A 13500-nucleotide genomic window follows, 5' to 3' on the forward strand; every position below is an offset into this window, starting at 1 on the left:
GGGCTTTAACGTCAAAAGATCGCAGCCTGCGGCAGCTCCTACAGGATTACGCCAACCCCTGTAGGAGCTGGCGAAGCCTGCGATCTTTTGATCTTAAAAATCACATAGTCCCGAGCTGGAGGGGCTTTAACGTCAAAAGATCGCAGCCTGCGGCAGCTCCTACAGGATTACGCCAACCCCTGTAGGAGCTGGCGAAGCCTGCGATCTTTTGATCTTAAAAATCACATAGTCCCGAGTTGGAGGGGCTTTAACGTCAAAAGATCGCAGCCTGCGGCAGCTCCTACAGGATTACGCCAAACCCCTGTAGGAGCTGGCGAAGCCTGCGATCTTTTGATCTTAAAAATCACATAGTCCCGAGTTGGAGGGGCTTTAACGTCAAAAGATCGCAGCCTGCGGCAGCTCCTACAGGATTACGCCAACCCCTGTAGGAGCTGGCGAAGCCTGCGATCTTTTGATCTTTAAATAATTTAAGAGTCGCTGAACCTCCAGGTCCATTGTGTATCGCTCATATCCAACCCCAGGGTCTCTAACTTTTCAGAAATATATTTCAAGCAGTTAGCTCCATCGGGTTGATAGTGTCCCGATGCGTCATTAATCATGGTGATAACGTCGCGGATGATATGAGTGTGCTGTGTACGTTCGATTATAAATTCTCCAGCGCATATCACTGGTTTTCCACTGCCTAGTTGACTATGTCGTGTGTAGTCTGCAGGGGCGCGATGATCCCATCGCTTATAAATGATCGAACCTTCGGGGGTGTAAACCCAAGTGTAACTATCGAGCTGTCCATTGGGTCCAAGGATCTCACTTTGGCCTGTTTTAAGGAGTTTCCCGATTAAGTGCCCATCGACCATGCCGATCAATTGACCAACACCGTCGATTGTCGACGGGTCATAGGTTCGCCAGGATTTGAGATCAGCGAGATAGGGCATCCATCTGACAGGATAGGTCTGGGCATTCAAGTCGATGGGGCGAGCGTCGGAATTGTACCAGTCTGCTTGATTGATGAAGCCGGTCCAGATCTTGTCCATGTAGTTGGACTGGGTGCCGAGCCACTTATCAACCTTATGTAACGATGCATTAGTAAATACACCGTTGACCTTGAGCATCAGCGACTCAAGCTCCCAATCATCGCTGGCAATCGGGTGGGAGCCCGGTTCCTGGTACAACACGACATGTTGCAACTCGCTGAGAGGAATGCCGCTGCGACCAAAAATGCTGGGTAAATTAATATCAACGGTCCTGACTTGACCGACTCTGGGCGCATTGAAAAGCAGGTTTACGGAAGGCTGGTCATTAAAGCTGATAAAGATATTGTCGTCAGTCCCGGCCCATGACTCATCCTTGATTTTGGCAGTAATACTGAGTTCTGTAATCTCGGCGGTGCGGTCTATTGTTCGGGTGTATGTGCAGGTCATTCGATCGTCCTTGATATGTTTTAGTTGCTGGGTGTTGTTCCTGGTGGTCGATAGGTTATTTGTTTTTATCTGAAGTTTTAATTGTTTTTTGCGAAGGGTTTGTTGCGTTTTATTAACGGTTTTATAATTTTGGTGGGTAAGTTTATATGGGGCGTCACCGGCTGTTGTAACATTTTAAAGATCAAAAGATCGCAGCCTGCGGCAGCTCCTACAGGATGACACCGAACCCCTGTAGGAGCTGGCGAAGCCTGCGATCTTTTGATCTTGAATCACTTAGGCCCAAGAATCTTCAGCAACTTGTCCGGCGAAGGCGCACCTTGCTGCTGTTGCAGTTCGCCCTTGTCGTCCATGTAGAAAATCGCCGGAGTCGCGGACAACTCCAGCTCTTCCATCAACTGCATGTTCGCCGCCAGTTTCGCCTGGATCGCGGGTGGTACTTCTTTCAGCGCCTTGAGCGAACTCTCCTTGCCGGATTTTTCGTGGTCTTCCAGCGCTTTGCTCGGGTCCTTGGCGGCCAGCAGCGCGGCGGACTTGCCGGGGCTGTCTTCACGAATGATCCCGACCATGATGTGCCGCAGTTGCACCTTGCCGGCCTTGACCCACGGCCGTGCCTGTTCCCAGAACATATTGCAGTAAGGGCAGTTCGGATCGCTGAACAGGTACACGACGCGCGGCGCATCTTTTTTGCCGTCACCGATCCAGCTACTCGATTCCATCTTGCCCCAGACTTCTTTCGACATCGGCGCGTACACCAGTTTTTGCAACGGCGCGCTGCTCAGGTCGTTGCCTGCTTCGTCATACAAATTGCCCAGCAGCACATGCTTGCCGTCCGGCGTCAGGTACAGCGCCATCCCGCGGTTCTGGTATTGCGCCGCGTAACCGCGCAAGCCATCGGGGGCATCGAACTGGCCGACGATTTTCGCGCCCTTGGCTTCGATCTTCTTGATCGCTTCGGGCAATTCTTCGGCAGCCTGTACCGCCGGCAAATGCAGCAGGGCGGCGCCGAGGGTCAGCGTCAGCAGGTGGCGGAGGCGGGGCATGGCAGTTTCCTTGAAGAAGTGGAAGGTGTGGCAGGATTCGGGGTGTCGAAATTTTCCAGGGCGCGGGCCAGGCTGGCTTCCGACAGCTCGCCCAGGTGGCTGCCCAGCAGACGACCGTCGGGGCTATAGAACAGCGTAGTCGGCAATGCCATGGAACCGACGGCCTGGCCCAGTCGGCCGCTGCCATCGAACAGCACGTTGGACAGGCTCAAGCCCTGGGTTTCCAGAAAGGTGCTGACGCTTTGCATGCTTTCAGCCTGATTGACGAACAGGAAGGTCAGGTCTGGGCGGTGTTGCTGGGCGTTTTCCAGCACCGGCATTTCCCGGCGACACGGCGGGCACCAGGTGGCCCACAGGTTGATGACCAACGGACCGCCCTGGTAGTCGGCCAGTTGCACGGTGTCCCCGGCGGCATTGCGCAGGGCAATGTCCGGCAGGCGCGTGCCTTGTTCGTAAATCGTCAGGGAGAACGTCGCGAGCAGCCAGAAGGCCAGGCCGCTGGCCACGCCGAAGCCCAGCGGACGGCGCAAACCCGGTCGCCGCCAGCCCCGATACAGGGTGGCAAGCAACAGCACGATCACCCCGGGCAGCGCCAGGAAACCACCGTCGCGCAGGTCGATGATCTGCCACGGATCATTGCGATAATGCGCCCAGTACAGCGCCACGAAACTGATCCGGGCCGCCAGCAGGCCGATCAGGAACAAGGTGAACAGCACCGACTCGGGATTCTCGCCACCGCGCTTGGCCACTCGCCAGCCGACAAACGTCGCCAGCGCGAGCGCACTGATCAGCAGCAGGTGGTTAAGCGCGATGGCAAACGTGCCGAGGGTAAAAGTCAGCATTAACGAGCGTCTCGGGTGGTGGTCCAGCGTTGCAGGAAAGTGTCGGCATCGACCTCGCCGGTGATGCGCTGGCTGCGACGCTCTTCGCCGTCGGCACCGATCCACAGAAAACTCGGTGGCCCCGGCACTTTATAGCGGCCGAGCAGTTCGCGGCTGGCGGCATTGTCGGCGGTGACGTCCAGCCGTAGCAAGCGCACATCGCTCAAGGCGTCGAGCACCTTGGCTTTGCCAAACACCTGTTTTTCCATGACCTTGCACGACACGCACCAGTCGGCGTAGTAATCCAGCAGCACCCACTGGCCTTGCGCCTTTGCCGCGTCCAGTTGCCGTTGCAGTGCGGCCGGGTCGTTGATCGTGGTGAAGGCGTCGTGGCCGACCGGGCGGGCGGCAGTGCTCGCATTGGCAGCGCTGTAGACCCGCAGCGGTTTGAACAGATCATCGCTACCGCCCGCGGCACCGATCACCAGCAGGCTGCCCCACACACCGAGCAGCAATGAGCTGGCACCGAACAGATGAGCGACGCGACCGTAGCCTTCGGACTGTTTCCAGGCGCTGTAGGCGGCGATCAACAGCAACGCGCCGCACAGGCCAACCCACAACGACTCATCGAGCACCGGGCGCAGCATCAGCAGCGCGGTCGCGAGGAACAGGAAACCGAACACACCTTTGAGCAGGTTCATCCATGCGCCGGGTTTGGGCAGGAAGCGATTGCCGACGGTCACCAGCAACAGCAGCGGCACACCGATGCCGATGCCCATGGCAAACAGAATCAACCCGCCGTGCAGCGCATTGCCGCTTTGCGCGATGTACAGCAAGGCCCCGGCGAGCGGGGCGGTCATGCACGGGCCGACCAGCAGCCCGGACACCGCGCCCAGTACACCGGCGCCGATCAGGCTGCCGCCGCGTTGGTTGCGCGACACGTTTTCCAGCCGATCGCGCACGGCCACCGGCAGTTGCAGCTCAAAGAAGCCGAACATCGGCAGCGCCAGCAATACAAACACCGCCGCGAAACTGCCTAGCAGCCAAGGGTTTTGCAACAGCGCTTGCAGGTTCGCCCCAAGCATTGCCGCCAGAACGCCCATCGCCGCATACACCAGCGCCATGCTGATCACATAACTGGTGGCGAGGGCGAAACCTCGTTTCGGCGTGGCGCCACTGCCGACGATCAAACCGGCCAGAATCGGCAGCATCGGCAATGTGCAAGGGGTGAAGGCCAGCAGTAGTCCCAGGCCGAAGAACACCAGCAAGCTCCAGCCCAATGCCCGTTGTTGCAGGCCGCTGGCCAAGGCTTGATCCGGTGCTTGATCGGTCGCAGACGTTGCAGCGCTGCCACCCAGATCCACGACCTGGGTTTGCGGCGGGTAACACAAGCCGGCATCGGCGCAGCCCTGGAAGCCGACCTTGATCTGGCCGGTGGCGCCTGCGGGAATCTTCAGCTCCAGCCCTTGGCGATACACCTGTTGTTCGCCGAAAAACTCATCGCTATGCGCTTCGCCTTCCGGCAGTGCGGGTTTGTGCTCCACCGGTAAGCCGTCGAATTTCAGGCGTTGCTGATACAGGTAATAACCGTCGGCGATCTGCCAATACAGCTGGGTTTCACCGGACTCAAGGCGTTCGGAGGTGAAGATGAACGCTTTGCCGACGGGCAGAAAGTCGGGCTTGGTCTCGAACGGATTGGTCCCAGCCTGGGCCACAGTCGAGATCAAAAGAACAAAAAAGAGAAACAGTCGACGCATTGGGTAAGCCTTGTCCCTGTGCAAGTGAGGTGCACAATGGGTGGCGGCGATTAACCGATGATTAACCGCGATGGCCTTGTAGCCAGGGTGCTTGCGGCATAATGTCCGCTTAATCGGCCACCGGCCTAATCACCTTTTTTCAACAGGTCTTACCATGCACGTACTGGTTTGCGAAGACGACGAGCTGATCGCCAGCGGCATTGTTGCCGGCCTGACGGCTCAGGGCCTGACGGTCGAGCACGTTGCCACCGCCTCGGCCGCTCGGGCAATGCTTAAGGTCGCCGAATTCGACGTCATGGTCCTCGACCTCGGTCTGCCGGACGAAGACGGACTGAAGTTGTTGCAGCAGTTGCGTCACAGCGGCCTGGAAATCCCGGTGCTGATCCTCACCGCCCGGGATTCGGTCACCGATCGCGTCGACGGCCTGCAAGCGGGGGCCGACGATTACTTGCTCAAGCCATTCGACCTGCGCGAACTCGCCGCCCGTCTGCACACGTTGTTGCGACGAGTGGCGGGGCGCAGCGTCAATCTGATCGAGCACGGCGCCCTGACGTATGACCCCAGCAGCCGCGAAACCCTGCTCGGCGGTCAGCCGGTAGACTTGTCCCGTCGCGAACAGTCGCTGTTGCAAGCCTTATTGCATAACCGTGGCCGAGTGCTGTCCACCGAGCAGTTGAAGGACAGCGTCTACGGTTTCAACGACGAACTGGAAAGCAACGCCCTCAACGTCCATATCCATCACCTGCGACGCAAACTCGGCAACGGCATTGTCGAGACCGTGCGCGGCCTGGGCTATCGCCTCGGGCCGGCGGATGGTGGCGGAGATCAATCGAAGTGATGAGCCTTCGTTTGCGCCTGAGCCTGACACTCGGCGCCGCCTTTGCGCTGATCTGGGCCCTGGCCGCGGCCTGGATGCTCAGCGACCTGCGCAATCAGATGATGTTTTCCCTCGACCAGCGCCTGGTCGCCTCGGCGCGCATGGTCGCCGGGCTAATGGAACAACTGCCGGCGCTGCCGACCAAGGGCGAGGGCACCCATTTCAGCGCGGAGCAATTGAACATTCCCGGGGGCATGGCCTGTCAGGTCAGTTCGTTGCGCGGCGAAATTCTCGCCCGCAGCCACACCGATCCCCAGCAAACCCTGGAAGCCGAGAAAATGGGCTTCCACGATCAGATGATCGACGGCGCGCCGTGGCGCAGTTTCACCTTGGCTCGTGGCGATCTGCGCATTACCACGGCAGACCGGCAGATCGAGCGTGAAGCGCTGAACATGTCGATCCTGCTGGCGGCTTCGGTGCCGGTGGGCGTGGCGTTGCTCGGTTGCCTGTGCCTGCTCTGGCTCGGGATCGGACAAGGGCTGGCGCCGCTCAATCGCATGCGCGATGCCTTGATGCGCCGCAGCGCCGATTCGCTGGAGCCGTTGCAGATTCAGCCGCTGCCCAGTGAATTGCAACCGTTGCTCGATACCCAGAACCAGCTGTTCCAGCGCATCGGCAAGACCATTGAACGTGAACGCCGGCTGACCGGCGACGCGGCCCACGAATTGCGCAGCCCGCTGACGGCGATCAAGACCCACCTGCAAGTGGCGCGCATGACCGAGGGCGCGGCCCGGGATCAGTCTCTGGCGCGGGCCGAAGAGGGCGCCGACCGCCTGCACCGAACCCTTGAACAATTGCTGTTGCTGGCGCGGGTCGAGGGCAGTTTGTCGTTTGACGACGGCGTGCAATGCAGCGCCGAGCAGGTGGCGAAACTGGCGATTCAGGATGCGGCCAGTGGCGATCGGCAGCGCATCAAGTTCAACGTGCCGCCGAAGATCTCCCATGCGCCGGTGCAAATGCCCGCCGTGCTGTCGATTGCCGCCTTGCGCAACCTGCTGGACAACGCGTTGCGCCATACCCCGAACGACGGTCCGGTGGAACTGAGCCTGGAAACCACCGCCGATCGCGTGCAGTTTGTGGTACGCGACCATGGCCCGGGTATCGCCAAAGACGACTTGCAACACCTGACCCAACGCTTCTGGCGCAACGGCCAGAGCACCGGCTGCGGCCTGGGGCTGGCGATTGTCCAGGCGATCGTCCAGCGCTGCGGCTGCACCCTGCGCTTTGACAGTCGGCCCGACGGCTTGCGGGTCGAACTGACCATGCCCCTGCAACCCGTCTGACACCACAACCCCCCTGTAGGAGCTGCCGCAGGCTGCGATCTTTTGATCTTGATCTTCAAAAAAAAGATCAAAAGATCGCAGCCTTCGGCAGCTCCTACAGTGTTTTGCGGGTTCATCAAATACAGTGTTTTGCGGGTACATCAAATGTAACTTCTCTCCATTAGCCACCTGACCTTCCACAGCGCTATTGTCCCCGGCAGCTTTTTCTCAATGGATTGAGGTAACAGCGCCATGGAAGCATCGATTCACATCAACCCCGCAACCCCTGCCGATGCCGGCATTATCAGCCGGATTGTCGAGCGTTCCATCCGCATCGGGTGCGCGCTCGACCACCGCAACGATGCGAAACTCGTCGCGGCCTGGACCCACACCAAAACCGTCGAACACATAAACGCCTGGCTCACCGACCAGCGGCTCTACCTGAACATCGCCCTGTTGCAGGACAAGCCGGTCGGCGTCGCGATGGCGGCGATCAGCGGCAAGGTCGCGTTCTGTTATGTCCAGCCGGAATGGTTCCGTCGCGGTGCCGGCCAAGCGCTGGTGCGGGACCTCGAAGGCTGGATGAGAGGCCAGGGGCTGCATCTGGCTCGACTCAACAGCACCCGGACCAGCGAAGCGTTTTACCGGCATCTGGGTTACCAGCCCTGCGCCGAAACCTTCACCGTCGCCGGGCTCCATGCCATTCCCATGCACAAAGGTCTGTCGCCCCCTGCATAGAAAGCTGATCGAGGGTCTAAATCCTCGGCGCCCTGATGCGTTTCCAGAACAGGAAAACCTTTTTGAGGGGTCGAGAGATGTCAGTCGCTACCAGCCTTATGGAAGATCAGTCGGCCCGGATCACGCCGGCGCCGGCCGAAACGCTTTATCAATTCAACGAGTCACCATTGCTGGCGCGGCAAAACCAGCAGGAATCCAATGCCCGCAGCTACCCGCGACGCATTCCCCTGGCGCTCAAACGTGCCAAGGGTATTTATGTCGAAGACGTCGAAGGCCGCCGTTTCATCGACTGCCTGGCGGGTGCTGGCACGCTGGCGTTGGGGCATAACCATCCGGTGGTGATCGAAGCGATCCAGCAAGTGCTGACCGATGAACTGCCGCTGCACACCCTCGACCTGACCACTCCGGTCAAGGATCAGTTCGTCCAGGACCTGTTCGGCCTGCTGCCGCGGGCTTTGGCCGCTGAAGCGAAGATCCAGTTCTGCGGCCCGACCGGCACCGACGCCGTGGAAGCCGCGTTGAAACTGGTGCGCACCGCCACCGGGCGCAGCACCGTGCTGTCGTTCCAGGGCGGTTATCACGGCATGAGCCAGGGCGCGCTGAGCCTGATGGGCAGCCTGGGGCCGAAAAAACCGTTGGCCGCCTTGCTCGGCAGCGGTGTGCAGTTCATGCCCTACCCCTACGATTACCGCTGCCCGTTTGGCCTCGGTGGGGCTCAGGGCGTGCAGGTCAACCTCAATTATCTCGACAATCTGTTGAGCGACCCCGAGGCCGGCGTGCAATTGCCGGCCGCCGTGATCGTGGAAGTCGTTCAGGGCGAGGGCGGGGTGATCCCGGCCGATCTCGAGTGGTTGCGCGGCTTGCGGCGCATCACCGAAAAGGCCGGTGTGGCGCTGATCGTCGATGAAATCCAGAGCGGTTTCGCCCGCACCGGCAAGATGTTCGCCTTCGAGCACGCCGGGATCATTCCGGACGTGGTGGTGATGTCCAAGGCCATCGGCGGCAGCCTGCCGCTGGCGGTGGTGGTGTATCGCGACTGGCTCGACACCTGGCTGCCGGGCGCGCATGCCGGAACCTTCCGCGGTAACCAGATGGCGATGGCCGCAGGCTCCGCGGTGATGCGTTACCTGACCGAACACAAGGTCTGCGAACACGCCACCGCCATGGGCGAACGCTTGAGCGAACACCTGCACATCCTGCAGCGAGACTTTCCGCAACTCGGCGATATTCGCGGCCGTGGCCTGATGCTTGGCGTGGAACTGGTCGACCCGAACGGCGCGCCGGATGCGCAAGGGCATCCGCCAATCTTCGGTCGTCTGGCGCCGCTGGTGCAGCGGGAATGCCTCAAGCGTGGGCTGATTCTCGAACTGGGCGGCCGTCATGGCGGCGTCGTGCGCTTCCTGCCGCCGCTGGTGATCACCGCCGCAGAAATCGACCAGGTGGCCGAGATTTTCGGCCGGGCCATGGCCGCCGCTACCGCCAATCTCTAAATTTTTCGGCACTCCGAACGTTCCTTCTACATACCGGCTGCGCACGGCGTGCAGCCCACCCTACAGCGATGGAGAGACACCATGACGTCAGTATTCGACCGCGAGGACATCCTCTTTCAGGTCGTGGTCAACCACGAAGAGCAATACTCGATCTGGCCCGACTACAAAGCCGTGCCTGAAGGCTGGCGTACCGTGGGCAAAAGCGGCCTGAAGAAGGAATGCCTGGCCTACATCGAAGAAACCTGGACCGATATGCGTCCGCTGAGTTTGCGCAAGAAGATGGAAGAGCAGGCGGCTGTGGCTCGCTGAGTCATCGCCCAACAAAAAGCCCGCTGAACCGATAAGGTCAGCGGGTTTTTTGTGTGACACATTAAAAGATCGCAGCCTGCGGCAGCTCCTACAGGGATGGGGACACCACGGTTGTATACGGTCACTGTAGGAGCTGCCGAAGGCTGCGATCTTTTGATCCTAGGCCGAAGGCCCGCCACTCAACCCCATGATCACCCAATCCACATTCCCTTCCAGCTCGGCCACCGGATCCGCCGCATCCACGCTCAACACCACCAACCGACTCCCGGCCTCGGCGATCACCGCTTTCACCGCGTCGGAAGGCTGCCGATGGTGCAGCACCACCGCCACGTTATTGTCCTTGAGCGTTGAGGCCAATTCCTTCAGCGCTTCGGGTGTCCACTCGGCATCCGGTCGCGCATCAGTGCCGATCAGCTCCAGATTGAGCCCGCCGATCAGGTAACCGAAGTGATCGCTGAGGCTCATCACACTCAGGTTATCGGCGCTGGCCAACCGCGCTTCGCTGTCGGCGCTGAACTTGAGCAAACGCTGCTTGAGCGCCGCCAGGTTGGCTTCGATTGTCGGTTTGGCTGCCGGTGCCAGACGCACAAGGTCCGCCGCCATCACATCCGCCATCCGTCCCATGTTGTTGCTGGACAGCCACGGCTGACTGTTCAACCCCTCAACCTTGTTGCCGGGTTGCACGGCGATGCCGGGCAGGGCGCCGTCCACTGGACGCGCAGCATCGACTTCGACGATGCGGATATTGCTGCGACGGGAAATCGGGTACAGCGGATCGTCCGCCCACAGCGAACGCAGGCCGATCACCGCATCGGCGTCGGTCGCCAGTTTGGCCAGTGCCGGGGCACCGCGCCCGGTGAAATAAGCGGTCTGACGGCTGCCGGGCAGGTTCGCTGGCGCCGCACGTTCAAGGTTGACGTTCGTGCCTTTGAGCAACACTTCGCCCAGGCCGTAGGTGATTGGCAAGGACGCCAGCACATGCAACGGCCTGGCGCTGTCGGCAGCAAAGGAAGGATTCAACAGCCCACACAGGGCCACGGCCAGGGTCGGTTGACGCAGAGAAAATGACATTTATCCAAGGTTCCCTTTCAGGCTGGGGACGACACCGCGCGCAATGGCGGCCAGGGCGAAGGCGATACCGGCCACCAGAATGATCGCGGCGCCGGACGGGATAGGCAGGTCGAACACAATCGGCGCAAGAATTCCGCACAACGTGCTGACCGTGGCGATCAACACCGAGCACCAGAAGAAGCCCTTCAGCGACTGGCTGAGCAACCGCGCCGCCGCTGCCGGAATCACCAACAGCGCACCGACCAGAATCGCGCCGATGACTTTCACCGCTGCCACGGTGATCAGCGTCACCAGAATCACGAACAGGTAATCCAGGGTCTTCACCGCAACCCCACGCACCGCCGCCAGTTGCGGGTTGAAGCTGGCCAGCATGATGCGGTTGTACAGCGGCAAGGCCAGCGCCATCACCAGCGAACCGACGATGGCCAACACCAGCAGGTCATTGCCATTCACCGTCAATACCGAACCGAACAGCACGTTTTCCAGAATGTGCACGTTGATCTTGCCCGCCAGAATCAGCAGCAGGCTCGCGCCCAGCGCCAGCGACACCGACAGAAACACGCCGATCAACGTATCCGGCGCCAGCCCCGTGCGATTGCGCAGGTAGTTCAGCAAAATCCCGAACAGCAGGCAGTAACCGAACAGGCTGCCATAAGGGCCGGTGTAAGGTTCGCCGAGCAGAATGCCGATGGCCACACCGGTCAATGCCGCGTGACCCACCGCTTCGGAGAAAAACGCAAAGCGCTTGACCACCACCAGCGTGCCCAGCCCCCCCAACACCGGGCCGATCAACAGACCGGCGATCAGTGCGTTGACGACAAATCCATAGGCCAACGCCTCAGGCAGGTAACCCGAAGACGCCCAGCCCTGAACCATCAAGCGAAAGGCTTCAAAACTCATCAGGCAGCGCTCCGTGGATGGGTTGAAAATAGGGTCAGCAAGCGCTCCGGGGTCAGGGCCTGTTTCGGCGTGGCATCGAACAGCACGCGGCGATTGAGCCCGGTGACCCGATCCGCCAGGCGCGCGACGGCTGCCAGATCGTGCTCGATCCACAGCACGGTGATGCCGCTTTGGCGCCAGTCGCCGAGCAGCCGTTCGAACACCTGAATGCCGGCTTCATCAAGGGCCGACATCGGTTCGTCGAGCACCAGCAACTGCGGTGCCGGGATCAGCCCTTGGGCGAGCAACACGCGCTGGCGTTCCCCACCGGACAGCGCGCCCATGCGCCGTTTGCGTTTATCCTGCATGCCGACCCGTTCCAGCGCCTCGCCAATGGCGGCGGCGTAATGCTTGCTCAGTCCAAGGAACGCCGGACGCCGTTGACACATGGCCGCCATGAAATCGTCGACCGTCATCGGCAGGCCTCGGTCGAATTCCAGGGCTTGCGGCACATAGCCGATGGTTCCGGGAGTGCCCGGCCATTGCAGGCTCAAGCGCCCCTGATGCGGCATCTGCCCGAGCAAGGTCTTGATCAACGAACTCTTGCCGCCCCCGTTCGGGCCGACCAGCGCATGCACGCTGCCGGGCTGGACCTGGAAGGTGACCTTGTCGAGGATCGCCGTGCGGCCCAGCGTCAGGCTGACCTCCGCAAAATCCAGCGTCGGCCCGGAACCCTGTGGGAGCGGGCTTGCTCGCGAATGCGGTGCGTCATTTAGCGATGATGTTGGCTGACTGGACGCCTTCGCGAGCAAGTCGAATCGTCGCACCGCCGCTCCCACATTGGATTCGGGGTGGGTCGGGATGGGAGGTTGTGCATTTATGATTTCTTTCGCGGTCATGAGCCGGACTCCTGAATCGCCCGCACCACGGTGTTGAGGTTGCCGGTCATTTCTTTTTCGTATTTGTCGGCGGTGTATTCGCCGTAGGAAATGTGCGACAGCGGGTACAGCTTCACCCCGGACTCACGCTGGATGGTGTCGACGTAGGTGGACGGGAAATCCATCTCTGAGAAGATTACCTTCACGTCCAGTTCCCGCAGTTGATCGATGGTCTTCTTCAGCTGGCTCGGGCTGGGTTCGATGCCATGCGCCGGTTCGACCACGGCCGTCACTTCCAGGCCGAATTCACGCAACAGGTAGTCGTATGCCGCGTGAACAGTGGCCACCCGCAGTTCGGCATTCGGCGCCTGGGTCAGTTTCGCCAACGCATCAGCACGCATCTGCCGCAAGCGCTTGCCGTAGGCGCGGGCGTTCTGGGTGTAGGTCTTGGCGTTGGCCGGGTCGAGCTTGCCCAGTTCGCGGGCGATGTTGTTGACCTGGGCGATGGAGGCGCTGATCGACAGGAACGTGTGCGGATTCACCACCTTGCCGGCACCGCGCGCGGCGACACCGGTGGCGGCCAGCAGCGGCACGTTTTCGTTGGCTTCGATCACGGGGATGTTCGGGGTTTCGCTGGCGGCGATCATGCGGTCGGCGAAGTCGTCATGCCCGACGCCGTTGAGCACGATCACGTCCAGCCCGCTGATGCGCTTGATATCTTCGGCACGGGGCTCGTAGGCATGCGGGTTGAAACCGGCCGGGATCAGCGGCACCACCTCGGCCTTGTCGCCGACGATGTTGGCCACGTAGCTGTAATAAGGGTGCAGGGTGATGCCGATGCGCAGGCGCTTGGCCTCGTCGGCGTTGGCCAGTGGCGTCAGCAGGCAGGCGAGCAGGCCGACCAGCAGCAGGCGCAGGAATGAGCGTTGAGATGAAATTGGCATGGGAAAGCGGTCTTCT

Annotated in this window: 13 protein-coding genes; 5 read left to right on the plus strand and 8 right to left on the minus strand. The window is 60.7% G+C overall.

All coding sequences use genetic code 11. The features are described 5' to 3' along the window. Positions 1-467: 467 nt before the first annotated feature. The 4 genes from ACA052_RS08710 to dsbD form a co-directional block, all read right to left on the minus strand. A complete protein-coding gene (locus ACA052_RS08710) occupies positions 468-1418 on the minus strand; it encodes a hypothetical protein (RefSeq protein WP_497649290.1) in 951 nt (316 codons plus the stop codon). A 269-nt stretch (positions 1419-1687) separates the two neighbouring features. Next, complete coding sequence (gene dsbG / locus ACA052_RS08715; protein ID WP_497649291.1) at positions 1688-2458, minus strand: thiol:disulfide interchange protein DsbG; 771 nt, start codon at positions 2456-2458, stop codon at positions 1688-1690. Next, a complete protein-coding gene (locus ACA052_RS08720; protein ID WP_497649292.1) occupies positions 2434-3300 on the minus strand; it encodes a prolipoprotein diacylglyceryl transferase family protein in 867 nt (288 codons plus the stop codon). Before ACA052_RS08720 ends, dsbG begins: the two co-directional genes overlap by 25 nt. Beyond that, entirely contained in the window at positions 3300-5036 is a 1737-nt protein-coding gene (dsbD, locus tag ACA052_RS08725; protein ID WP_497649293.1) for a protein-disulfide reductase DsbD, read from the minus strand. Before dsbD ends, ACA052_RS08720 begins: the two co-directional genes overlap by 1 nt. A gap of 154 nt (positions 5037-5190) precedes the next feature. On the opposite strand from dsbD, the gene ACA052_RS08730 reads away from it, so the two are divergent. From ACA052_RS08730 to ACA052_RS08750, 5 genes are all read left to right on the plus strand, one after another. Continuing rightward, entirely contained in the window at positions 5191-5874 is a 684-nt protein-coding gene (locus tag ACA052_RS08730; RefSeq protein ID WP_497649294.1) for a response regulator, read from the plus strand. Next, positions 5871-7196: an ATP-binding protein gene (locus ACA052_RS08735; RefSeq protein ID WP_497649295.1), complete on the plus strand. Its 1326-nt coding sequence runs from the start codon at positions 5871-5873 to the stop codon at positions 7194-7196. The genes ACA052_RS08730 and ACA052_RS08735 overlap by 4 nt, the downstream gene beginning before the upstream one ends. 231 nt (positions 7197-7427) lie before the next feature. Then, positions 7428-7913, plus strand: coding sequence for a GNAT family N-acetyltransferase (locus tag ACA052_RS08740; protein ID WP_497649296.1), 486 nt, complete (start codon positions 7428-7430; stop codon positions 7911-7913). A 77-nt stretch (positions 7914-7990) separates the two neighbouring features. After that, the gene (locus ACA052_RS08745; RefSeq protein WP_497649297.1) at positions 7991-9403 is read left to right on the plus strand and encodes an aspartate aminotransferase family protein; all 1413 of its coding nucleotides are present in this window, start codon (positions 7991-7993) and stop codon (positions 9401-9403) included. An 81-nt stretch (positions 9404-9484) separates the two neighbouring features. Then, the gene (locus tag ACA052_RS08750) at positions 9485-9712 is read left to right on the plus strand and encodes an MbtH family protein (protein ID WP_262162804.1); all 228 of its coding nucleotides are present in this window, start codon (positions 9485-9487) and stop codon (positions 9710-9712) included. Between the two features lie 159 nt (positions 9713-9871). Here the strand turns inward: ACA052_RS08750 and ACA052_RS08755 are convergent, their stop codons facing one another. Genes ACA052_RS08755 through ACA052_RS08770 form a run of 4 tightly spaced genes read right to left on the minus strand, consistent with a single transcriptional unit; the run spans position 9872 to position 13484 of the window. Beyond that, positions 9872-10783 carry a metal ABC transporter substrate-binding protein gene (locus tag ACA052_RS08755; RefSeq protein ID WP_497649298.1) on the minus strand — a complete coding sequence of 304 codons (912 nt, stop codon included), beginning with the start codon at positions 10781-10783 and terminating at the stop codon, positions 9872-9874. Beyond that, positions 10784-11683, minus strand: a complete 900-nt coding sequence (locus ACA052_RS08760; protein WP_497649299.1) for a metal ABC transporter permease — start codon at positions 11681-11683, stop codon at positions 10784-10786. Next, positions 11683-12561 carry a metal ABC transporter ATP-binding protein gene (locus ACA052_RS08765; protein WP_497649300.1) on the minus strand — a complete coding sequence of 293 codons (879 nt, stop codon included), beginning with the start codon at positions 12559-12561 and terminating at the stop codon, positions 11683-11685. The genes ACA052_RS08760 and ACA052_RS08765 overlap by 1 nt, the downstream gene beginning before the upstream one ends. After that, a complete protein-coding gene (locus tag ACA052_RS08770) occupies positions 12558-13484 on the minus strand; it encodes a metal ABC transporter substrate-binding protein (RefSeq protein WP_497649301.1) in 927 nt (308 codons plus the stop codon). Before ACA052_RS08770 ends, ACA052_RS08765 begins: the two co-directional genes overlap by 4 nt. Positions 13485-13500 lie beyond the last annotated feature (16 nt).

This window comes from Pseudomonas sp. LBUM1644, from assembly GCF_059716195.1.